Genomic DNA, 21,240 nt, shown 5'->3' on the forward strand with positions numbered 1-21,240 from the left:
CGGCATCACGCCGCATCGAGCTCGAAGCGAAAAATCGAGCCTTGAGGCTTGGCCGGTATCACCGTCACTTCGCTGCCGTGCAGTTGCAACATGCGCTGCACGATAATCAAGCCCAGCCCGCCGCCCTCGCGCGGCGCATGCCTGAGAGCAGATGTACGAACGAACAGACCGTCGCGAAGATCGGCGCTGATACCGACGCCCGAATCCTGCACGTCTACCTGAATGCATTTTCCTCGCGCACTCAGCCGTACGACGATCGCTGTCTGAGGTGGATTGTGCCGAATCGCGTTGTCGAGCAAGTTGGTCAGAACACGCTCGATCATCCCCAGGTCGGCTTTGACCGGCACCAGGCCCGGCAACATATCCACAGCCACCGTCTGCCTGCGTGCATGGGCGCTGAGTTCGAACTTGTGGACGACGTCCTGGACCACGTCACCCAGCGCAAACGCTTCGAGGTCAGGCTGTACCAGGCCTGATTCCAGTCGAGCCAGTTCGAACAGCTCTTGCGCCATGCGACCCACCTTATGGCTCTGCCCCAAGGCGATATTCAGATAACGTCGGCGTTCCTCGGCATCGAGCATACTGTCCTTGAACCTCAGGGTTTCCAGATAACCGTGCAGTGAGGTCATGGGGGTGCGCAGGTCGTGGGAAATGTTGGCGATCATGTCCCGACGATCCTGATCCTGCTTGGTCAGTTGCTGCCACTGTTCCAGGATCCGTCGGCTCATCTGTTCGAAAGCATGGCTGAGTGTGGCGATTTCCCGGGTCCAGGAGTTATCCCCAGGCCGGACAGTGAATAACGGCAGGTTTTGTCCATCGAAAGTACTGACGCTGTAGGTAAGTTCGCTCAAGGGACGCGTGATCAAATGGAATGCCACCAGCCCGCCCATCAGCGTCAACAGACCCATCAGGGCCATTAGACCCAACGTCATCCTCAGCAACGAGTCTGCGGCAAGACAATCGGCCAGCGCCTTGAACGCCTGACCCTGCAGGATCACATAGACGAACCCGGTCCTTTGTCCATCCACTTCGAGCGTAGCCACGCTGAATACCTTGCGTACCCCCAATTGCCGGGGATCGTCGCCCAGTATGGGTAGAGCGCCACCTGCCAACAGTTCATGCACAGGGGTTAGGTCCACCATGTCGAGCTTGAGCTGTTCCAGCGCAGCGGCGCTGCCGACCACTTGACCACTGTCGTTCAGCAGGTAGACCTCGACGGACGGATTCACGGCCATCAGTTCATCGAACAGCACGCGCATTGCCTCGGGGCGCCAGCCGCGTTTGTCGACCAACCGAGTGGTGCTGGCGATGTGTCGAGCCAGGTCCGCCGACAGCCGCTGTATCAGCTCCTGCTCGTAACGGGCGTTGTAGCTGACCTGCAGCCACATCGAAACGCCACTGCAGGCCAGCAGCAACACCGCGAAGACCAAGGACAATTGACGGGTCAGGCTCCTCATCGAGCGCCGCCTGGCGCGGCAACGCCCTCGAATCTATACCCGCGCCCCCATACGGTAAGAATGCGCTGGGGGTTGGTCGGGTCCAGTTCTACCTTGGCCCGCAAGCGATTGATGTGGGTGTTGACCGTATGCTCGTAGCCGTCATGTCGATAGCCCCAGACCTCGTTGAGCAGATCGATACGTGAGTACACATGGCCTGGATTGCGTGCGAAAAAATACAGCAGATCGAACTCGCGGGGGGTGAGCGTCAGTGCCTGACCCTCCAGTTGCGCCTCGCGGGCCAGTGGATCGATCGTCAGACCATTGATGCGCAGGAAGCCGGCGCCCACGCGTGCGCTCAGCGCCATCGCTTCGGTGCGGCGTACGAGTGCGCGAACACGAGCGACCAGTTCGAGCATGGAAAAAGGCTTGGTCAGGTAATCGTCGGCACCCAGTTCCAGGCCGAGAATGCGGTGCACTTCGCTGGAGCGCGCGCTGGTGATGATGATGGGCGTGTAATGCACCATGGCGCGAGCTCGCTTGCAGATCTCCAGGCCGTCCACGCCCGGCAGCATCAAGTCCAGCACCAATGCGTGCCAATGGCCCTGTTCCAACAGGCGAATCCCTTCGTGACCGTCTGCCGCGTGTTCTACCTCATAGCCTTCATCACGCAGGTGCAAGCGCAGCAGATCGGCAATATGTGCATCGTCTTCGACGATCAGAATGTGTTTGAGGGGCTCTGACACGGGTTTTCCAAAACATGGGCAAACGCGCATTTTCGCCAATCACGCCATCGAGAGTTATCACATTTTATTTAGATTTGTGTGAGGACTTGGAAATCCGAGCCGTTCGACAATGGTTGCCATCAGAGCAGACGAGATGCGGCCATGGCCTCTCCATCCACCCTCCATCCTTGCTGGTTGCGTATCAACCATTGGCTGAACGTAGTCGCGGTGCTGATCATGGTCACCAGTGGCGCGCGGATCTACAACGCATCGCCTCTTTTCGATTTCGTGATTCCAGCGAGCTTGACCCTGGGCGGATGGCTCGGTGGCGCCTTGCAGTGGCATTTCGCAGGCATGTGGTTGCTGGGGCTCAATGGCGTGCTCTACCTGAGCCTCAACCTGGCGACAGGTCGTATGTGGCGGCGCTTCTTCCCAATCTCGCCCCGCGGGATCGTTTGCGATCTGGCTGCGGCGCTGCGTGGGAAACTCGCTCATACCGATACACACCGCTACAACCAGGTTCAGAAAGCGGCCTACCTGCTGGTCATGCTCGACATTGCGTTGTTGACGGTATCCGGCCTGGTGCTGTGGCAGTCGGTACAACTGGGTCTGTTGCGCGATCTGTTGGGAGGCTATGAGACAGCACGCCTCGTGCACTTCATTGCCATGGGTCTGTTGATAACTTTCGTTTTGGTCCATCTGTTCATGGTCGCGTCAGCGCCTCGCACATTGCGCGCCATGATCACGGGTCGTTGAGGGGATGACTATGCCAGTCGAGAAAACCACTCGATCTACGGATCTGGATAAGCCGGCGATCCTTGCCGAGGCACGCAGCCTTCTTGCGCCGCGTATCGAAGATGCCTCCCGGCGTGCTTTTCTGACGCGTTCCCTGACACTGGGTGGCGTGGCCATGCTCTCGGGTTGCAGCCTTTCCAACGACGACCAGGTGGAAGGCGTCCTGGCTTCCATCTCTCGGTTCAACGACAGGGTTCAAGGATGGCTCTTCGATCCCCGCTCACTGGCACCGCAATACCCGGCCGCGATGATCACGCGGCCCTTTCCCTTCAATGCCTTCTATGGCCTCGATGACATACCCCAGGTCGATCAGGATACCTATCGACTGGAAATCACCGGAAAGGTCGCCGACAAACGTAGCTGGCGCCTCGAAGAGCTCCACGCGATGACGCAGGTGGAACAGATCACTCGTCATATCTGCGTGGAAGGCTGGAGCGCGATCGGTCGATGGGGTGGTGTGCGCTTCTCGGATTTTCTCGTACGAATTGGTGCCGATACCGATGCTCGCTATGTCGGCTTCAAATGCGCGGACGATTACTACACCAGCATCGACATGGCGACGGCACTGCATCCACAGACCCTGCTGGCGTTGACTTACGACGGTCAGGTGCTGCCTCGCCAGTACGGCTTTCCGATGAAGCTGCGCATGCCCACCAAGCTGGGCTACAAGAACCCCAAGCATATCCAGGCAATTTTCGTGACTGACACCTATACCGGCGGCTACTGGGAAGACCAGGGCTACAGCTGGTTCGGTGGCAGTTGAGCAAGGCGATTCATCCATACCACGCAACCTCTGCGTGTTCATCCTGCAACAGGAGATTCATCATGAAAAAACTATCCACAGTCGTGCTTGCACTGAGCTTGGTCTCGGCAATGGCCAATGTCTGGGCCGCAGACAGTATGGGCAAGGATGAGATGAGCAAGGACGCCATGACGAAAGACAGCATGAAAAAGGATGGCATGAGCAAAGACGCCATGCACAAGGACAGCATGAAAAAGGACACCATGAGCAAAGGTGAAGAAACGAAGAAAGACGAAATGGCCAAATAAAGCCGCACCCGACGTTACCGCTGTGCCGATGTACCTTGCTTCCTCCTTACCTCCCTTTGACCGCCTTGACGGCGGTTTTTTTTCGCCTTCACGTTATACAGAGCAATTGAGCCCTGTGGAAAACCCGCCTTCAGCTCGGTTGATAAGCGTGCTCAAAAGCAGGTGATAGATCGGGCTGTGCATAAGGCGGCTTGTTATGCACAGGTTGATTCGACTTATCCAGAATGCTCCTGAGCACATGACCACAACCTTTTGATCCTCTGTACACCACGGCTCACGTGGCTCTTGTGGCCTTATCCACAGAAAACCGTCTACGTAGAAATAAACATAAAAACAAAGCTTTAATAAATCTCTCTCTTTTAATTTCTATTGCCTGGTCTATCCACAGCTGGTTATTTTTTGTGCAGAAGGGTTCTTTAGCCGAGGCAAATTCCCTATACTGCGCAGCTATCCCAATTACCCACATAGAACAGGCACGAGGTGCGTGGTGGATTTCCCTTCCCGTTTTGAAGTGATCGTCATCGGCGGCGGTCATGCCGGTACCGAGGCAGCACTGGCCTCAGCACGCATGGGTGCAAAGACCCTGCTGTTGACGCACAACGTGGAAACCCTCGGTGCCATGAGTTGCAACCCGGCCATTGGCGGCATCGGCAAGAGCCATCTGGTCAAGGAGATCGATGCGCTCGGCGGCGCCATGGCGCTGGCTACCGACAAGGGTGGCATTCAGTTTCGCGTGCTCAACAACCGCAAAGGCCCGGCGGTGCGGGCTACCCGTGCGCAGGCCGACCGCGTTCTGTACAAGGCAGCCATTCGCGAGATTCTCGAGAATCAACCCAACCTGTGGATATTCCAGCAGCCGGCTGACGACCTGATCGTCGAGCAGGACGAGGTCAAGGGTGTAGTCACCCAGATGGGCCTGCGTTTCATGGCCGATTCCGTGGTGCTCACCACCGGTACGTTCCTGGGCGGGCTTATCCACATTGGTTTGCAGAATTATTCGGGTGGCCGTGCCGGCGATCCGCCGTCCATCGCGTTGGCCCATCGTCTGCGCGAGCTGCCTCTGCGGGTAGGTCGCTTGAAGACCGGTACACCACCGCGTATCGACGGCAAGTCGGTGGACTTCTCGGTCATGACCGAGCAGCCAGGCGATACCCCCATCCCGGTGATGTCGTTCATGGGCTCCAAGGCGCTGCACCCACGTCAGGTCAGTTGCTGGATCACCCACACCAACGCGCGCACCCATGAAATCATCGCGGCCAACCTCGATCGCTCGCCGATGTACTCGGCTGCCGGCGAAATCGAAGGGGTGGGTCCACGGTACTGCCCGTCGATCGAAGACAAGATCCACCGCTTCGCCGACAAGCAGAGCCATCAGGTGTTCATCGAACCCGAAGGGCTGACCACCCACGAGCTGTACCCCAACGGTATTTCCACGTCCTTGCCGTTCGACGTGCAGTTGCAGATCGTGCGTTCGATTCGCGGCATGGAAAACGCGCACATCATGCGACCCGGCTATGCCATCGAATATGATTACTTCGATCCGCGTGATCTCAAGTACAGCCTGGAAACCAAGGTGATCGCCGGGTTGTTCTTCGCCGGGCAGATCAACGGCACCACGGGTTACGAAGAGGCTGGCGCCCAAGGTCTGCTGGCTGGTGCCAACGCTGCACTGCGCGCCCAGGGCAAAGAGGCCTGGTGCCCACGCCGCGACGAGGCGTACATCGGCGTCCTGGTCGACGACCTGATTACCCTGGGAACCCAGGAACCGTACCGGATGTTCACCTCGCGAGCCGAGTACCGGCTGATCCTGCGCGAAGACAACGCCGACCTGCGCCTGACCGAAAAGGGCCGTGAACTGGGTTTGGTCGATGACGCTCGCTGGGCGGCCTTCAGTGCCAAGCGCGAAGCGATCGAAATCGAGGAACAGCGGCTCAAGAGCACCTGGGTACGCCCCAACACCGCTCAGGGGAATGCCGTCGCCGAGAAGTTCGGTACGCCGTTGACCCATGAATACAACCTGCTTAACCTGCTCAGCCGCCCCGAGATCGACTATGTCGGTCTGGTCGAAGTCACCGGCGGCGGAGCGCATGATCCACAGGTGGCCGAACAGGTCGAGATCAAGACCAAGTACGCGGGTTACATCGATCGTCAGCAGGACGAGATCGCCCGGCTGCGCGCCAGCGAGGACACCCGTCTGCCTGTGGATATCGACTATGCCGGGATCTCCGGACTGTCCAAGGAGATCCAGGGCAAGCTGGGCGCGACCCGCCCCGAAACCCTCGGTCAGGCATCGCGCATCCCGGGCGTCACGCCTGCAGCCATTTCGCTGTTGATGATTCACCTGAAAAAACGCGGCGCAGGCCGCGAGTTGGAGCAAAGCGCTTGAGTTCCATGGTCACCGAACAGCACCGCGAAGAGTTGTCCACAGGCGCCCGGCAATTGGGTGTCGAATTGTCCGAAGGCCAGCGCGAACAACTGCTGGCCTATCTGGCCCTGTTGATCAAATGGAACAAGGCCTACAACCTGACGGCAGTGCGCAATCCGGACGAGATGGTGTCACGGCACCTGCTCGACAGCCTGAGCATTCTTGCGCACCTGGGTAATGCCCAGCGCTGGCTCGATGTCGGTAGCGGCGGTGGCATGCCGGGTATTCCTCTGGCGATCATGTTTCCCGAGAAGCACATCGCCACCCTCGACAGCAATGGCAAGAAGACCCGTTTCCAGACGCAGGTGAAGCTGGAACTGGGACTCGCCAATCTTCAGGTTATCCACAGCCGCGCAGAAACGTTCGTACCCGAGCAGCCCTTCGATGGCATCGTTTCCCGCGCCTTCAGCAGCCTGCACGACTTCGCTCACTGGACACGCCACCTGGGCGACAGCGATACGCGCTGGTTGGCGATGAAAGGGCTGCATCCGGCCGACGAACTGGTAGCATTGCCAGCGGACTTCCACCTCGATAGCGAACACGCCCTGGCCGTACCCGGTTGCCAAGGCCAACGCCATCTGCTGATACTGCGCCGCACGGCATGATTGGGAACACGAGCACTAATGGCTAAGGTATTCGCGATAGCGAACCAGAAAGGTGGTGTGGGCAAGACCACCACCTGCATCAACCTCGCAGCATCGCTGGTCGCGACCAAGCGCCGCGTGCTGCTGATCGATCTCGATCCGCAGGGCAACGCCACCATGGGCAGCGGTGTGGACAAGCATGCGCTGGAAAATTCGATCTACGACGTGTTGATCGGCGAGTGCGACCTGGCTCAGGCCATGCATTTTTCCGAACACGGCGGATATCAGTTGCTGCCTGCCAACCGCGACCTGACCGCGGCCGAGGTGGTCCTGCTGGAAATGCAGATGAAGGAAAGCCGTCTGCGCAGCGCCCTGGCGCCGGTGCGTAACAACTACGATTACATCCTCATCGACTGTCCGCCATCGCTGTCGATGCTGACCCTCAATGCGCTGGTGGCCTCCGATGGCGTGATCATCCCGATGCAGTGCGAATATTTCGCCCTGGAAGGGTTGAGCGACCTTGTGGATAACATCAAGCGCATTGCCGAGTTGCTCAATCCGGACCTGAAGGTCGAGGGTCTGCTGCGCACCATGTACGACCCGCGCCTGAGCCTGATGAACGATGTCTCGGCACAGCTCAAGGAGCATTTCGGCGATCAGCTGTACGATACGGTGATCCCGCGCAACATTCGTCTGGCCGAAGCGCCCAGTTACGGGATGCCGGCGCTGTCGTACGACAAATCATCACGCGGCGCGCTGGCCTATCTGGCACTGGCCGGCGAGATGGTTCGTCGGCAACGTCGCCACTCTCGCACCGCTGCAGTCATTTAAGGATTCCAATGGCCGTCAAGAAACGTGGTCTCGGACGTGGACTGGATGCGCTGCTCAGCGGTCCGACCGTCAGCTCGCTCGAGGAGCAGGCTGTCAAGGTCGACCAGAACGAGTTGCAGCACCTGCCGCTGGACGTCATTCAGCGGGGCAAGTATCAGCCGCGCCGGGACATGGACCCGCAGGCGCTCGAAGAGCTGGCGCACTCGATCAAGACCCAGGGCGTGATGCAACCGATCGTGGTACGGCCGGTGGCCAACGCACGCTTCGAGATCATCGCCGGCGAACGTCGCTGGCGTGCAGCGCAACAGGCTGGCCTGGAAACCATCCCGGCCATGGTCCGCGATGTGCCGGACGAAGCGGCGATCGCCATGGCGCTGATCGAGAACATCCAGCGCGAAGACCTCAACCCGGTGGAAGAGGCCATTGCCCTGCAGCGTCTGCAGCACGAGTTCCAGCTGACGCAGCAGCAGGTCGCCGATGCGGTGGGCAAGTCGCGGGTCACCGTGGCCAACCTGTTGCGCCTGATCGCGCTGCCTGAAGTGATCAAGACCATGCTGTCCCATGGCGATCTGGAAATGGGTCATGCGCGCGCATTGCTCGGTCTGCCCGATGAGCAGCAGGTCGAAGGCGCGCGACACGTTGTCGCACGAGGCCTCACCGTTCGGCAGACCGAGGCCCTGGTTCGCCAGTGGTTGAGCGGTAAACCCGAGCCGGTGGAACCGGCCAAGGCCGACCCTGACATCACCCGGCTGGAGCAAAGACTGGCCGAACGCCTAGGCTCTGCGGTGCAGATCCGCCATGGGCAGAAAGGAAAAGGCCAGTTGGTCATCCGCTACAACTCTCTGGATGAGTTGCAAGGTGTGCTCGCACACATCCGCTGAAACAATTCCTTGTGTAGCGCGCAGTCGGAAATCACTACCCGGCAGTTGAATAGGGGAGGAACCGCCCCTATACTCTGCGCGCATTTTGTCGGCACAATTTATGCCAAGTTACGGCTTATGGCACGTCGACCATTGAGGAGTCGTCACGATGGAAACCCGCACGCCAAACCGCCTGCCGTTCCATCAGTGGGTCGTTTTCCCGATGTTGTTGGCGCAAGGTGTCGTCGTGTTGCTGGCAGCTCTGGTGCTGTGGCAATGGCTCGGGACGGTCAGCGGTTATTCGGGTCTCTGCGGAGGCCTGATCGCCTGGTTGCCCAATCTGTATTTCGCCTGGAAGGCTTTCCGGTTCACCGGAGCCCGGGCCGCACAAGCCATCGTTCGGTCGTTCTACGCCGGCGAGGCAGGCAAGCTGATTTTGACGGCAGTGCTGTTCGCACTGACGTTCGCAGGAGTGAAACCACTGGCGCCGCTGGCTGTATTCGGCGTCTTCGGGCTGACCCAGCTGGTCAGCTGGTTCGCACCCCTGCTCATGAAAACAAGACTTTCGAGACCTTAGGGCGTTTGAGGCAACCATGGCAGAAACAACCGCTTCGGGCTATATCCAGCACCACTTGCAGAACTTGACCTTCGGTCAGCTACCAGAAGGCGGCTGGGGCTTTGCCCACACCGCTGCAGAAGCCAAGGAAATGGGGTTTTGGGCGTTCCACGTCGATACACTCGGCTGGTCGGTTGCCCTGGGCCTGATCTTCATCCTGATCTTCCGCATGGCAGCCAAGAAGGCGACGTCCGGCCAGCCGGGCGCTCTGCAGAACTTCGTCGAGGTTCTGGTCGAGTTCGTCGACGGCAGCGTGCGTGACAGCTTCCACGGCCGCAGCGCGGTGATCGCACCGTTGGCGCTGACGATCTTCGTCTGGGTGTTCCTGATGAACGCCATCGACCTGATTCCGGTCGACTGGATCCCGATGGCCGCGGCCTGGATCTCCGGCGATTCGCACATCCCGTTCCGCGCCGTGTCGACCACCGACCCGAACGCGACACTGGGCATGGCCCTGTCGGTATTCGCGCTGATCATCTTCTACAGCATCAAGGTCAAGGGCATCGGCGGCTTCATCGGCGAACTGACCCTGCACCCGTTCGGCAGCAAGAACATCTTCGTTCAGATCCTGCTGATTCCGGTGAACTTCCTGCTCGAATTCGTCACCCTGATCGCCAAGCCGATCTCGTTGGCCCTGCGACTGTTCGGCAACATGTATGCCGGCGAGCTGGTGTTCATCCTGATCGCCGTGATGTTCGGCAGCGGCCTGTTGTGGCTCAGCGGCCTGGGCGTCGTGCTGCAGTGGGCGTGGGCTGTGTTCCACATCCTGATCATCACGCTGCAGGCATTCATCTTCATGATGCTGACCATCGTCTACCTTTCGATGGCTCACGAAGAAAATCATTAAGGCCCGCCTGGCGAGCCTGATGCCCCTCGCGCCCTGGCGCGAGGGAGGTCCACACGGGCCGAAACACCGGTTTGTAACACCGCTTTAAAACCTAAAAACCAAGCAAAAGACGACGTAAAAAGTCGGGAGGAAAGATGGAAACTGTAGTTGGTCTAACCGCTATCGCTGTTGCTCTGCTGATCGGCCTGGGCGCACTGGGTACCGCTATCGGCTTCGGCCTGCTGGGCGGCAAGTTCCTGGAAGGCGCTGCTCGCCAGCCAGAAATGGTCCCAATGCTGCAAGTTAAAATGTTCATCGTCGCCGGTCTGCTCGACGCCGTGACCATGATCGGTGTTGGTATCGCTCTGTTCTTCACCTTCGCGAACCCCTTCGTTGGTCAACTCGCTGGCTGATCTCTCGAACCTTCGAGTGGATTGGTGTGATGGACAAAGAACGAGCGAGGTGTTGGCGTGAACATTAATGCAACCCTGATTGGCCAGACCGTTGCGTTCTTCATTTTTGTGCTGTTCTGCATGAAGTTCGTGTGGCCTCCGGTCATCGCGGCTTTGCACGAACGTCAGAAGAAGATCGCTGATGGTTTGGACGCTGCCAGCCGAGCAGCTCGCGACCTGGAGTTGGCCCAAGAGAAAGTGGGTCAGCAACTGCGCGAAGCGAAAGCTCAGGCAGCCGAAATCATTGAGCAGGCAAAGAAACGCGGCAACCAGATCGTCGAAGAGGCCGTTGAAAAGGCCCGTATCGACGCTGACCGCGTGAAAGTGCAGGCTCAAGCCGAGATCGAGCAGGAACTGAACGGCGTCAAAGACGCGCTGCGTGCCCAACTGGGCGTGCTGGCCGTAGGCGGTGCCGAGAAGATCCTGGGCGCCACAATCGATCAAAACGCGCACGCGGAGCTGGTTAATAAACTGGCTGCTGAAATCTAAGCGAGGGCGATCATGGCAGAACTGACCACGTTGGCCCGACCTTACGCTAAGGCGGCCTTCGAGCACGCTCAGGCCCACCAGCAGCTGGCCAATTGGTCAGCCATGCTCGGCCTGGCTGCAGCGGTGGCGCAAGACGCTACCATGCAGAGCCTGCTCAAGGCCCCGCGACTGACGAGCGCAGACAAGGCCGCCACGTTCATTGACGTGTGCGGCGACAAGTTCGATGCCAAGGCACAGAATTTCATCCACGTCGTTGCCGAAAACGACCGTCTCCTGCTTCTGCCGGAGATCGCCGAACTGTTCGACCTGTACAAGGCCGAGCAGGAAAAATCGGTCGATGTGGAAGTCACCAGTGCCTTCGCATTGAACCAAGAACAGCAAGACAAACTCGCCAAGGTTCTCAGTGCACGACTCGACCGGGAAGTGCGCCTGCAAGTTGCGGAGGATGCCAGCCTGATAGGTGGCGTCGTCATCCGCGCCGGCGACCTGGTTATCGATGGCTCGATTCGCGGCAAACTCGCGAAACTGGCCGAAGCATTGAAATCTTGAGTTTGAAGGGGCAGCAGAGCAATGCAGCAACTCAATCCTTCCGAAATAAGTGAAATCATCAAGGGTCGCATCGACAAGCTCGATGTGACCTCCCAAGCCCGTAACGAAGGCACCGTCGTCAGCGTTTCCGACGGTATCGTACGGATCCACGGTCTGGCCGACGTCATGTACGGCGAAATGATCGAGTTTCCTGGCGGCGTCTTCGGCATGGCACTCAACTTGGAGCAGGACTCCGTAGGTGCCGTGGTACTGGGCGCCTACACCAGCCTGGCCGAAGGCATGAGCGCCAAGTGCACCGGCCGCATCCTGGAAGTTCCGGTTGGCAAGGAACTGCTGGGTCGCGTCGTCGACGCACTGGGCAACCCTGTCGATGGCAAGGGTCCGCTGGGCAACACCGAGACCGACGCGGTCGAAAAGGTTGCACCGGGCGTTATCTGGCGTAAGTCGGTAGACCAGCCTGTACAGACTGGCTACAAGGCTGTGGACGCCATGATCCCTGTCGGCCGTGGCCAGCGCGAGCTGATCATCGGCGACCGTCAGATCGGCAAGACCGCTCTGGCGATCGACGCGATCATCAACCAGAAGAACTCCGGTATCTTCTGCGTCTACGTTGCCATCGGTCAGAAGCAGTCGACCATCGCCAACGTGGTTCGCAAGCTGGAAGAAAACGGCGCCCTGGCCAACACCATCGTGGTGGCTGCCAGTGCTTCGGAATCTCCTGCGCTGCAATTCCTGGCACCTTATGCCGGTTGCACCATGGGCGAGTTCTTCCGTGACCGTGGCGAAGACGCACTGATCGTCTACGACGACCTGTCCAAGCAAGCAGTGGCCTACCGCCAGATTTCCCTGCTGCTGCGTCGTCCACCAGGCCGTGAAGCCTACCCAGGCGACGTGTTCTATCTCCACTCCCGCTTGCTGGAGCGTGCATCGCGCGTTTCCGAAGAATACGTCGAGAAGTTCACCAACGGTGCAGTGACTGGCAAGACCGGTTCCCTGACCGCGTTGCCGATCATCGAAACCCAGGCTGGCGACGTTTCCGCGTTCGTTCCGACCAACGTGATCTCGATCACCGACGGTCAGATCTTCCTGGAATCGGCCATGTTCAACTCGGGCATCCGCCCTGCAGTGAACGCCGGTGTTTCGGTATCCCGCGTAGGTGGTGCCGCTCAGACCAAGATCATCAAGAAGCTGTCCGGTGGTATCCGTACCGCTCTGGCTCAGTACCGTGAACTGGCGGCATTCGCCCAGTTCGCTTCTGACCTGGACGAAGCCACCCGCAAGCAGCTCGAGCACGGCCAGCGCGTGACCGAGCTGATGAAGCAGAAGCAGTACTCGCCGATGTCGATCGCCGACATGGCGCTGTCGCTGTATGCAGCCGAGCGTGGTTTCCTGACCGACGTCGAGATCGCCAAGGTTGGTAGCTTCGAGCAGGCCCTGATTGCTTACTTCAACCGCGATCACGCCGACCTGTTGGCGAAGATCAACGTGAAGGGTGACTTCAATGACGAAATCGACGCTGGCCTCAAGGCCGGTATCGAGAAGTTCAAGGCCACCCAAACCTGGTAAGCCGCAGCAGGGGCCGCAAGGCCCCTGCTTGCTAACCTGATAGGTGTTACATGGCAGGCGCAAAAGAGATTCGCAGTAAGATTGCGAGCATCAAAAGCACGCAAAAAATTACCAGCGCCATGGAAAAAGTGGCGGTCAGCAAAATGCGCAAGGCACAAATGCGCATGGCAGCCAGCCGTCCCTACGCGGAGCGTATCCGCCAGGTGATTGGACATCTGGCCAACGCCAACCCGGAATACCGCCACCCGTTCATGATCGAACGCGCCGTCAAGCGCGTCGGCTATATCGTGGTGAGCAGCGACCGTGGTCTGTGCGGCGGCTTGAACACCAACCTGTTCAAGGCCCTGGTCAAGGACATGGCGGCCAATCGCGAACGCGGCGTCGAAATCGACCTGTGCGTGATCGGCAGCAAGGGTGCAGCGTTCTTTCGCAACTTCGGCGGCAACGTCGTGGCAGCGATCAGCCATCTGGGCGAAGAGCCGTCGATCAATGATCTGATCGGCAGCGTCAAGGTGATGCTGGACGCGTACCTGGAAGGCCGTATCGATCGCCTGTCCGTGGTGTCCAACAAGTTCATCAATACCATGACGCAACAACCAACGGTGGAGCAGTTGATCCCGTTGGAGGCAACCCCGGATCAAGAACTCAAGCACCACTGGGATTACCTGTACGAACCCGACGCCAAAGAGCTGCTTGAAGGCCTGATGGTGCGTTACGTGGAGTCGCAGGTGTACCAGGCGGTGGTCGAGAACAACGCTGCTGAACAAGCGGCGCGGATGATCGCAATGAAGAATGCAACCGACAACGCCGGCGACCTGATCAGCGATTTGCAGCTGATCTACAACAAGGCGCGTCAGGCTGCGATCACCCAAGAGATCTCGGAAATCGTCGGCGGCGCTGCCGCGGTTTAACGGTTCAAATATTCAGAGGATCCAGCTATGAGTAGCGGACGTATCGTTCAAATCATCGGCGCCGTTATCGACGTGGAATTTCCACGCGACAGCGTACCGAGCATCTACAACGCGCTGAAGGTACAAGGCGCTGAAACCACTCTCGAAGTCCAGCAGCAGCTGGGCGACGGCGTGGTTCGTACCATCGCCATGGGTTCCACCGAAGGCCTGAAACGCGGCCTGAACGTGCTCGACAGCGGCGCAGCCATTTCCGTCCCTGTCGGCAAGGCCACTCTGGGCCGCATCATGGACGTTCTGGGCAACCCGATCGACGAAGCGGGCCCGATCGATACCGAAGAGCGCTGGGGCATTCACCGTCCAGCACCTTCCTTCGCGGAACAGGCAGGCGGCAACGACCTGCTGGAAACCGGCATCAAGGTTATCGACCTGGTCTGCCCGTTCGCCAAGGGCGGTAAAGTCGGTCTGTTCGGTGGTGCCGGTGTCGGCAAGACCGTGAACATGATGGAGCTGATCCGTAACATCGCCATCGAGCACAGCGGTTATTCCGTGTTCGCCGGTGTGGGCGAGCGTACCCGTGAGGGTAACGACTTCTACCACGAGATGAAGGACTCCAACGTTCTGGACAAGGTAGCCCTTGTCTACGGCCAGATGAACGAGCCGCCGGGTAACCGTCTGCGCGTCGCCCTGACCGGTCTGACCATGGCCGAGAAATTCCGTGACGAAGGTAACGACGTTCTGCTGTTCGTCGACAACATCTATCGTTACACCCTGGCCGGTACCGAAGTATCCGCACTGCTGGGCCGTATGCCTTCGGCAGTAGGTTACCAGCCGACCCTGGCCGAAGAGATGGGCGTTCTGCAGGAACGCATCACTTCGACCAAGGAAGGTTCGATCACCTCGATCCAGGCGGTATACGTACCAGCGGACGACTTGACCGACCCGTCGCCGGCGACCACCTTCGCCCACTTGGACGCCACCGTCGTACTGTCCCGTGACATCGCTTCCCTGGGTATCTACCCAGCGGTCGATCCACTGGACTCGACTTCGCGCCAGCTGGACCCGAACGTGATCGGCCAGGAGCACTACGACACCGCTCGCGGCGTTCAGTACGTGCTGCAGCGCTACAAAGAGCTGAAGGACATCATTGCGATCCTGGGTATGGACGAGCTGTCGGAAACCGACAAGCAGTTGGTATCCCGCGCTCGTAAGATCCAGCGCTTCCTGTCGCAGCCGTTCTTCGTGGCTGAAGTCTTCACCGGTGCCTCGGGTAAATACGTTTCCCTGAAAGACACCATCGCAGGCTTCAAAGGCATCCTCAACGGCGACTACGACCACCTGCCGGAACAAGCGTTCTACATGGTCGGCGGCATCGAAGAAGCGATCGAGAAAGCCAAGAAACTGTAATCCTGGCGCCCGGCAACGGGCGCTAATCAGGTTGAGGCAAGTATGGCTATGACAGTCCATTGCGATATCGTCAGCGCGGAAGGAGAAATCTTTTCCGGCCTGGTCGAGATGGTGATTGCGCACGGTAACCTGGGTGATATCGGTATCGCTCCAGGCCACGCCCCGCTGATCACCGATCTCAAGCCGGGCCCGATCCGCCTGATCAAGCAGGGTGGCGAAGCCGAGGTGTTCTACATCTCTGGTGGTTTCCTCGAGGTTCAGCCGAACATGGTCAAGGTTCTTGCCGACACCGTGCAGCGCGCTGCCGACCTGGATGAAGCTTCCGCTCAGGAAGCCGTCAAGGCTGCCGAGAAGGCCCTGAACGAAAAAGGCGCAGACTTCGATTACGGATCTGCCGCCGCACGTCTGGCCGAGGCTGCAGCCCAGCTGCGCACCGTCCAGCAGATCCGCAAGAAATTCGGCGGCTGATGCGTCGATTCACTTGCGATTGAGTAAAAGGGTAGCCTCGGCTACCCTTTTTCTTTTTCAGCATTTCCTCCCCGGTCAGCCTGCTGGCCATTCTCCGGATTGGTAGCCGTCCATGTCTCTCGATATCGTCATTCTCGCCGCCGGCCAGGGCACGCGCATGCGCTCGGCCCTGCCCAAGGTATTGCACCCTGTCGCCGGCAATTCCATGCTCGGCCATGTTATCCACAGCGCGCGCCAACTTCAGCCGCAGGACATCCACGTGGTGATCGGCCATGGTGCCGAGGCGGTACGCGAACGCCTCGCTGCCGATGATCTGAATTTCGTGTTGCAGGACAAGCAGCTGGGTACGGGCCATGCGGTCGCACAGGCGGTTCCGGGCCTGAGCGCCGACAATGTGTTGATTCTCTACGGTGACGTCCCGCTGATCGAGGTGGCGACCCTGCAGCGGCTGCTGCAGAAGGTCAGTGCCGATCAGCTAGGTCTGCTCACCGTCAACCTGGCCGACCCAACAGGGTACGGGCGCATCGTGCGTGATGCCGATGGTCAGGTGCAGGCCATCGTTGAGCACAAGGACGCCAGCGACGCACAGAAAGCGATCAAGGAAGGCAACACAGGTATTCTTGCAGTCCCGGGTAAGCGCCTGGCCGACTGGCTGGCGCGCCTGTCCAACGACAACGCCCAGGGTGAGTATTACCTGACCGACGTGATCGCCATGGCGGTCAGCGACGGCTTGGTGGTTGCTACTGAAACCGCTCAGGATCCGATGGAAGTGCAGGGTGCAAACGACCGACGTCAGCTCTCGGAACTGGAGCGCCATTACCAGCTGCGTGAAGGTCGTCGCCTGATGGCCCAAGGCGTGACCTTGCGCGACCCGGCACGCTTCGATGTACGCGGAGACGTCACCGTGGGCCGAGATGTCCTAATCGACGTCAACGTGGTGCTCGAAGGCCGCGTGGTGATCGAGGACGATGTGGTCATCGGTCCCAATTGCTACATCAAGGATAGCACCCTGGGCCGCGGCGTGGTGGTCAAGGCCAATAGTCATCTCGACGGTGCCGTGTTGCATGAAAACAGCGACGCCGGCCCGTTCGCGCGGCTGCGACCGGGTACGGTGCTGGAAGCTCGCGCCCATGTGGGTAACTTTGTCGAGCTGAAGAACGCGCGCATGGGCGAGGGCGCCAAGGCCGGTCACTTGACCTACCTGGGTGATGCGGACATTGGTGCCGGCAGCAACATCGGTGCGGGGACCATCACCTGCAACTACGACGGCGCGAACAAGTGGAAAACCACCATCGGTGCAGACGTATTCATTGGTTCGAACAATTCGCTGGTAGCGCCTGTGGATATCTTGGCGGGGTCGACCACTGCTGCGGGTTCGACCATTACCCAAGAGGTGCCGGAAGGGCAGTTGGCAGTGGCGCGGACCCGGCAGCGCAATGTTGAAGGATGGAAACGGCCGGTGAAGATCAAAAAGCCCTAGTTATCCACAGCACGGTGATTTATCACTGACCTCTTCGCGGGCAGAGCCTGCTCCCACAGTGTCCTGTGTCCCAATTCGTGAGAGCGAGGCGGGCGGTGAGCCCTCCGCCCCACGAAGAGATTACAGAAAAGCCTTACTTCACCATTGACGAACCTTTCAGTTTAGGTTTCTATTGCCTTCGTTATCTTTCGAAACGAAACTTAGGTCGTCATGTCGAAGCGCAATACGCCTCAACGCCGTCACAGCATCCTTGCCCTGCTCAACGAGCAGGGCGAAGTGAGTGTGGATAACTTGGCCAGGTATTTCGCCACGTCCGAAGTGACCATTCGCAAGGACCTTGCCGCCCTCGAGAGTCATGGTCTGCTCCTGCGTCGCTACGGCGGCGCGGTGACCATGCCTCAAGAGCTGATTGGCGAACCGGGCCCGCGCGTCTCGGCCATCAAGCAATCCATCGCCCGTGCAGCCGTTCTGCGTATCAAGGAACACGCACGCATCATCATCGACAGTGGCAGCACCACGGCGGCGATGATTCCGGAGTTGGGCAAGCAACCGGGTCTGGTCGTCATGACCAACTCTCTGCACGTGGCCAACGCTCTGGGTGCGCTGGAGCACGAGCCCGTACTGCTGATGACCGGTGGCACCTGGGATCCGCACTCCGAATCGTTCCAGGGCCAAGTGGCCGAACAGGTGTTGCGCTCCTATGACTTCGATCAGCTCTTCATCGGTGCCGACGGCATCGATCTGGAGCGCGGCACGACGACCTTCAACGAGTTGCTGGGCCTGAGCAGGGTAATGGCCGAAGTCGCTCGCGAAGTGATCGTCATGGTCGAGTCCGACAAGGTCGGACGCAAGATTCCCAATCTGGAGCTGCCCTGGGGCCGCATCAGTACCCTCATCACCGATGATCGTCTGCCGCTCGAGGCGCGCGATCAGATTCAGGCGCGCGGGATCGATCTCGTGCTCGCCGCTACCAGCTAGGAGAAGCGAACATGTGTGGAATCGTCGGCGCCATTGCGGAGCGCAACATCACAGCCATTCTGGTCGAGGGTCTCAAGCGCCTGGAATATCGCGGCTACGACAGCGCCGGTGTCGCGGTGCTGGGCGAAGATGGCAGCGTGCAGCGCCGACGTCGTGTGGGCAAGGTCGCCGAACTGCAAACTGCGCTGGCGGATGAGCCACTGCTCGGCAAGCTGGGGATTGCCCACACCCGCTGGGCTACCCACGGTGCGCCTACCGAACAGAACGCTCACCCGCACTTTTCCACAGACGAAGTGGCCGTGGTGCACAACGGCATCATCGAAAACCACGAAGTGTTGCGCACCCAGCTCAAGGAGCTGGGCTACGTGTTCACCTCGCAGACCGACACCGAAGTCATCGCCCACTTGCTGCACCACACCCTCAAGGCCCTCCCGGACCTGGCCGACGCGCTCAAGGCGACGGTCAAGCAACTGCACGGCGCCTACGGCCTGGCTGCCATCAGCGTGCACCAGCCCGATCGTCTGGTCGCCGCCCGCAGCGGCAGTCCGCTGGTGATCGGCCTGGGCATGGGCGAGAACTTCCTGGCCTCCGACCAGTTGGCCCTGCGCCAGGTGACCGACCGCTTCATGTACCTGGAGGAAGGTGACATCGCCGAGATCCGTCGTGAAAGCGTGCAGATCTGGGACGCCGCGGGCGCACCTGTGGAACGCGAAAGCGTGCAGTACCACGAAGGCGCCGAGGCCGCCGACAAGGGCGAATACCGCCACTTCATGATGAAGGAGATCCACGAACAACCTACCGTGGTACAGCGCACCCTGGAAGGCCGACTTGGGCAGAACCAGGTGCTGGTGCAGGCCTTCGGCCCACAGGCGGCCGAACTGTTCGCCAAGGTGCGCAACGTGCAGATCGTCGCGTGCGGCACCAGCTATCACGCCGGCATGGTTGCGCGCTACTGGCTCGAAGGCCTGGCCGGCATCCCTTGCCAGGTCGAGGTCGCCAGCGAGTTCCGCTATCGCAAGGTCGTGGTGCAGCCCGACACCTTGTTCGTCTCCATCTCCCAGTCCGGCGAAACGGCTGACACCCTGGCCGCATTGCGCAACGGCAAGCAACTCGGGTTTCTCGGCAGCCTGGCCATCTGCAACGTCGGCATAAGCTCCTTGGTGCGCGAGTCCGACCTGACCCTGCTGACTCAGGCAGGCCCGGAGATCGGCGTGGCTTCGACCAAGGCGTTCACCACGCAGCTGGTCGCGCTGATGTTGCTGACGCTTTCCCTGGGCCAGGTCCACGGATCATTGGAGGGAGGGTGTTGAGGCGCAGTTGGTGGCCGAACTCCGCCGCCTGCCCACCCGCCTGGGCGAAGCCCTGGCCATGGACACCACCATCGAGCGTATCGCCGAGCTGTTCGCCGAGAAGCACCACACGCTGTTCCTGGGCCGCGGCGCGCAGTTCCCGGTGGCAATGGAAGGTGCACTGAAGCTCAAGGAGATCTCCTACATCCACGCCGAAGCCTATCCTGCTGGCGAATTGAAGCACGGGCCGCTGGCGCTGGTGGACAAGGACATGCCGGTGGTCACCGTGGCGCCGAACAACGAGCTGCTGGAAAAACTCAAATCCAACCTGCAGGAAGTGCGCGCGCGCGGCGGCGAGCTGGTGGTGTTTGCTGATGAGCAGGCGCAACTGAGCAATGGCCCCGGCACTCATGTGGTGGCCATGCCGCATATCATCGATGCGTTGGCGCCGATCCTCTACACCATTCCGTTGCAGCTGCTTTCGTACTACGTGGCGGTGCTGAAGGGGACGGATGTGGATCAGCCGCGTAATTTGGCGAAGTCGGTGACGGTGGAGTGAGGGGGGGAGCAGGGTGGGTTTTACAACTGGTTTTGAACAATATAGCTTGACACTAAACAATGAAGCTGGACACACGTAAACATAGATTGACAAAGGCTTAAACCCCCGTATCTACGGGGGTTTTTTCTTTGCAGGCTTTACCTGTGGTCTGGATTCATCGCTTCAGTTTTCAGCGGGTGTGTAGTGGTCAACTGATCCCGGATCACTGAATTGAGCTTTTCCCCCGGCAATGGCAGGCGCCAAGCCTTCATTGACTGATGCGGTCGCCGCCAGTTGCGCCAGCGCAGCGCTCATGTAGCCCATCGTCGGTATCCATTCAGTCTTTATGCTGCGAAATTGCCGTTCCTTGGGCGCATTGTCATGGCAGTTACCGCGCCGATTCATGCTCTGTGTGAAGCGGTATCGCCATAGTCTTTGCCGGAAACTTCGGCTGCCATATTGGCTGCCCTGGTCGCTGTGAAACAATACGTTTTGCGGCCTGCCACGCTGCTCGTAAGCCATGTCCAGTGTCTTGATTACCAGGTCGGCGTCGGGCTTGGGTGAGAACGCCCAACCCACAACACGGCGGGCACAAAAGTCGATGACAGCCGTCAGATAGTGCCATCGGCCTCCAGCCCAGATGTATGTCATGTCACCGCACCAGACCTTGTTTGGAGATGCGACGGTGAATCCTCGATCAAGCACGTTCGGAATATCAGGTCGCTCCACGGTCGCCTTTTTATAGGCATGGGAACCCGGCTGTTTGCTGATCAAGTTTATCTCTCGCATCAACTTGCGTACCTTGAATCGCCCGATCTGCATGCCGTCCTCTTTCATCATCAGCATGATGCTCCTGCTGCCCGCAGCGTTTCGGCTTTGCGTAAACAGCTCGTTCACGCGGCTGCGCGCACTGGCCGCAACACCGGTGCCTCTGCAGAGAAGCCCTGCTTCCTATTCCTTCCAAGTTC

Annotated in this window: 20 protein-coding genes and 2 pseudogenes; 19 read left to right on the plus strand and 3 right to left on the minus strand. The window is 59.6% G+C overall.

What is annotated here, in order from left to right; translation table 11 throughout:
* Window positions 1-5 precede the first annotated feature (5 nt).
* Together ABMD26_RS11560 and ABMD26_RS11565 are read right to left on the minus strand one after the other, a co-directional pair.
* Complete coding sequence (locus tag ABMD26_RS11560; RefSeq protein WP_354309592.1) at window positions 6-1,457, minus strand: sensor histidine kinase; 1,452 nt, start codon at window positions 1,455-1,457, stop codon at window positions 6-8.
* Window positions 1,454-2,182 carry a response regulator transcription factor gene (locus tag ABMD26_RS11565; RefSeq protein WP_320523313.1) on the minus strand — a complete coding sequence of 243 codons (729 nt, stop codon included), beginning with the start codon at window positions 2,180-2,182 and terminating at the stop codon, window positions 1,454-1,456. Before ABMD26_RS11565 ends, ABMD26_RS11560 begins: the two co-directional genes overlap by 4 nt.
* A 141-nt stretch (window positions 2,183-2,323) precedes the next feature.
* On the opposite strand from ABMD26_RS11565, the gene ABMD26_RS11570 reads away from it, so the two are divergent.
* From ABMD26_RS11570 to glmS, 19 genes and pseudogenes are all read left to right on the plus strand, one after another.
* Entirely contained in the window at window positions 2,324-2,917 is a 594-nt protein-coding gene (locus tag ABMD26_RS11570) for a cytochrome b/b6 domain-containing protein (RefSeq protein WP_354309594.1), read from the plus strand.
* 4 nt (window positions 2,918-2,921) lie between these two features.
* On the plus strand, window positions 2,922-3,719 hold the full coding sequence (locus ABMD26_RS11575; protein WP_502948315.1) for a molybdopterin-dependent oxidoreductase: 798 nt from the start codon (window positions 2,922-2,924) through the stop codon (window positions 3,717-3,719).
* 62 nt (window positions 3,720-3,781) lie between these two features.
* Window positions 3,782-4,006, plus strand: a complete 225-nt coding sequence (locus ABMD26_RS11580) for a pentapeptide MXKDX repeat protein (protein WP_354309598.1) — start codon at window positions 3,782-3,784, stop codon at window positions 4,004-4,006.
* A 487-nt stretch (window positions 4,007-4,493) separates the two neighbouring features.
* Entirely contained in the window at window positions 4,494-6,392 is a 1,899-nt protein-coding gene (mnmG, locus tag ABMD26_RS11585) for a tRNA uridine-5-carboxymethylaminomethyl(34) synthesis enzyme MnmG (RefSeq protein ID WP_056844843.1), read from the plus strand.
* Entirely contained in the window at window positions 6,389-7,036 is a 648-nt protein-coding gene (gene rsmG, locus ABMD26_RS11590) for a 16S rRNA (guanine(527)-N(7))-methyltransferase RsmG (RefSeq protein ID WP_049860454.1), read from the plus strand. Before mnmG ends, rsmG begins: the two co-directional genes overlap by 4 nt.
* 18 nt (window positions 7,037-7,054) lie before the next feature.
* Window positions 7,055-7,846 carry a ParA family protein gene (locus ABMD26_RS11595; RefSeq protein WP_134722101.1) on the plus strand — a complete coding sequence of 264 codons (792 nt, stop codon included), beginning with the start codon at window positions 7,055-7,057 and terminating at the stop codon, window positions 7,844-7,846.
* A gap of 8 nt (window positions 7,847-7,854) precedes the next feature.
* Window positions 7,855-8,727, plus strand: a complete 873-nt coding sequence (locus ABMD26_RS11600) for a ParB/RepB/Spo0J family partition protein (protein ID WP_056844842.1) — start codon at window positions 7,855-7,857, stop codon at window positions 8,725-8,727.
* Between the two features lie 148 nt (window positions 8,728-8,875).
* The gene (locus ABMD26_RS11605) at window positions 8,876-9,283 is read left to right on the plus strand and encodes a F0F1 ATP synthase subunit I (RefSeq protein WP_354309602.1); all 408 of its coding nucleotides are present in this window, start codon (window positions 8,876-8,878) and stop codon (window positions 9,281-9,283) included.
* Window positions 9,284-9,299: 16 nt separating this feature from the next.
* Window positions 9,300-10,169, plus strand: a complete 870-nt coding sequence (gene atpB, locus ABMD26_RS11610; RefSeq protein ID WP_049860451.1) for a F0F1 ATP synthase subunit A — start codon at window positions 9,300-9,302, stop codon at window positions 10,167-10,169.
* Between the two features lie 134 nt (window positions 10,170-10,303).
* Window positions 10,304-10,561: a F0F1 ATP synthase subunit C gene (gene atpE / locus ABMD26_RS11615; protein ID WP_002555987.1), complete on the plus strand. Its 258-nt coding sequence runs from the start codon at window positions 10,304-10,306 to the stop codon at window positions 10,559-10,561.
* A 57-nt stretch (window positions 10,562-10,618) separates the two neighbouring features.
* Entirely contained in the window at window positions 10,619-11,089 is a 471-nt protein-coding gene (locus ABMD26_RS11620; RefSeq protein ID WP_043192045.1) for a F0F1 ATP synthase subunit B, read from the plus strand.
* Window positions 11,090-11,101: 12 nt separating this feature from the next.
* The gene (locus ABMD26_RS11625; protein WP_043192047.1) at window positions 11,102-11,638 is read left to right on the plus strand and encodes a F0F1 ATP synthase subunit delta; all 537 of its coding nucleotides are present in this window, start codon (window positions 11,102-11,104) and stop codon (window positions 11,636-11,638) included.
* 21 nt (window positions 11,639-11,659) lie between these two features.
* The gene (gene atpA, locus ABMD26_RS11630) at window positions 11,660-13,204 is read left to right on the plus strand and encodes a F0F1 ATP synthase subunit alpha (protein ID WP_049860450.1); all 1,545 of its coding nucleotides are present in this window, start codon (window positions 11,660-11,662) and stop codon (window positions 13,202-13,204) included.
* 50 nt (window positions 13,205-13,254) lie between these two features.
* Complete coding sequence (gene atpG, locus ABMD26_RS11635; protein WP_043192052.1) at window positions 13,255-14,115, plus strand: F0F1 ATP synthase subunit gamma; 861 nt, start codon at window positions 13,255-13,257, stop codon at window positions 14,113-14,115.
* Window positions 14,116-14,142: 27 nt separating this feature from the next.
* On the plus strand, window positions 14,143-15,519 hold the full coding sequence (gene atpD / locus ABMD26_RS11640) for a F0F1 ATP synthase subunit beta (RefSeq protein WP_049860449.1): 1,377 nt from the start codon (window positions 14,143-14,145) through the stop codon (window positions 15,517-15,519).
* A gap of 42 nt (window positions 15,520-15,561) precedes the next feature.
* A complete protein-coding gene (locus ABMD26_RS11645) occupies window positions 15,562-15,987 on the plus strand; it encodes a F0F1 ATP synthase subunit epsilon (RefSeq protein ID WP_043192055.1) in 426 nt (141 codons plus the stop codon).
* 112 nt (window positions 15,988-16,099) lie between these two features.
* Window positions 16,100-17,467, plus strand: a complete 1,368-nt coding sequence (gene glmU, locus ABMD26_RS11650) for a bifunctional UDP-N-acetylglucosamine diphosphorylase/glucosamine-1-phosphate N-acetyltransferase GlmU (protein ID WP_354309646.1) — start codon at window positions 16,100-16,102, stop codon at window positions 17,465-17,467.
* Between the two features lie 210 nt (window positions 17,468-17,677).
* Complete coding sequence (locus ABMD26_RS11655; RefSeq protein ID WP_354309648.1) at window positions 17,678-18,445, plus strand: DeoR family transcriptional regulator; 768 nt, start codon at window positions 17,678-17,680, stop codon at window positions 18,443-18,445.
* An 11-nt stretch (window positions 18,446-18,456) separates the two neighbouring features.
* Window positions 18,457-20,293 (plus strand): annotated as a pseudogene (gene glmS / locus ABMD26_RS11660) (glutamine--fructose-6-phosphate transaminase (isomerizing)).
* A gap of 162 nt (window positions 20,294-20,455) precedes the next feature.
* Here glmS and ABMD26_RS11665 read toward each other — a convergent pair.
* Window positions 20,456-21,178, minus strand: a pseudogene (locus tag ABMD26_RS11665) (IS3 family transposase); the annotation flags it as partial.
* Between the last annotated feature and the right edge of the window lie 62 nt (window positions 21,179-21,240).

The organism is Pseudomonas sp. PvP001 (assembly GCF_040546375.1).
Lineage (GTDB): Bacteria > Pseudomonadota > Gammaproteobacteria > Pseudomonadales > Pseudomonadaceae > Aquipseudomonas > Aquipseudomonas coleopterorum.

What these genes read in the sequence shown, in the direction of transcription:
- ABMD26_RS11560 (WP_354309592.1), bottom strand. Translation starts at nt 1,457, where the DNA reads ATGAGGAGCCTGACCCGTCAATTGTCCTTGGTCTTCGCGGTGTTGCTG.
- ABMD26_RS11570 (WP_354309594.1), top strand. Translation starts at nt 2,324, where the DNA reads ATGGCCTCTCCATCCACCCTCCATCCTTGCTGGTTGCGTATCAACCAT.
- ABMD26_RS11575 (WP_502948315.1), top strand. Translation starts at nt 2,922, where the DNA reads ATGACTATGCCAGTCGAGAAAACCACTCGATCTACGGATCTGGATAAG.
- ABMD26_RS11580 (WP_354309598.1), top strand. Translation starts at nt 3,782, where the DNA reads ATGAAAAAACTATCCACAGTCGTGCTTGCACTGAGCTTGGTCTCGGCA.
- ABMD26_RS11595 (WP_134722101.1), top strand. Translation starts at nt 7,055, where the DNA reads ATGGCTAAGGTATTCGCGATAGCGAACCAGAAAGGTGGTGTGGGCAAG.
- ABMD26_RS11600 (WP_056844842.1), top strand. Translation starts at nt 7,855, where the DNA reads ATGGCCGTCAAGAAACGTGGTCTCGGACGTGGACTGGATGCGCTGCTC.
- ABMD26_RS11605 (WP_354309602.1), top strand. Translation starts at nt 8,876, where the DNA reads ATGGAAACCCGCACGCCAAACCGCCTGCCGTTCCATCAGTGGGTCGTT.
- atpB (WP_049860451.1), top strand. Translation starts at nt 9,300, where the DNA reads ATGGCAGAAACAACCGCTTCGGGCTATATCCAGCACCACTTGCAGAAC.
- atpE (WP_002555987.1), top strand. Translation starts at nt 10,304, where the DNA reads ATGGAAACTGTAGTTGGTCTAACCGCTATCGCTGTTGCTCTGCTGATC.
- ABMD26_RS11625 (WP_043192047.1), top strand. Translation starts at nt 11,102, where the DNA reads ATGGCAGAACTGACCACGTTGGCCCGACCTTACGCTAAGGCGGCCTTC.
- atpA (WP_049860450.1), top strand. Translation starts at nt 11,660, where the DNA reads ATGCAGCAACTCAATCCTTCCGAAATAAGTGAAATCATCAAGGGTCGC.
- atpG (WP_043192052.1), top strand. Translation starts at nt 13,255, where the DNA reads ATGGCAGGCGCAAAAGAGATTCGCAGTAAGATTGCGAGCATCAAAAGC.
- atpD (WP_049860449.1), top strand. Translation starts at nt 14,143, where the DNA reads ATGAGTAGCGGACGTATCGTTCAAATCATCGGCGCCGTTATCGACGTG.
- ABMD26_RS11645 (WP_043192055.1), top strand. Translation starts at nt 15,562, where the DNA reads ATGGCTATGACAGTCCATTGCGATATCGTCAGCGCGGAAGGAGAAATC.
- glmU (WP_354309646.1), top strand. Translation starts at nt 16,100, where the DNA reads ATGTCTCTCGATATCGTCATTCTCGCCGCCGGCCAGGGCACGCGCATG.
- ABMD26_RS11655 (WP_354309648.1), top strand. Translation starts at nt 17,678, where the DNA reads ATGTCGAAGCGCAATACGCCTCAACGCCGTCACAGCATCCTTGCCCTG.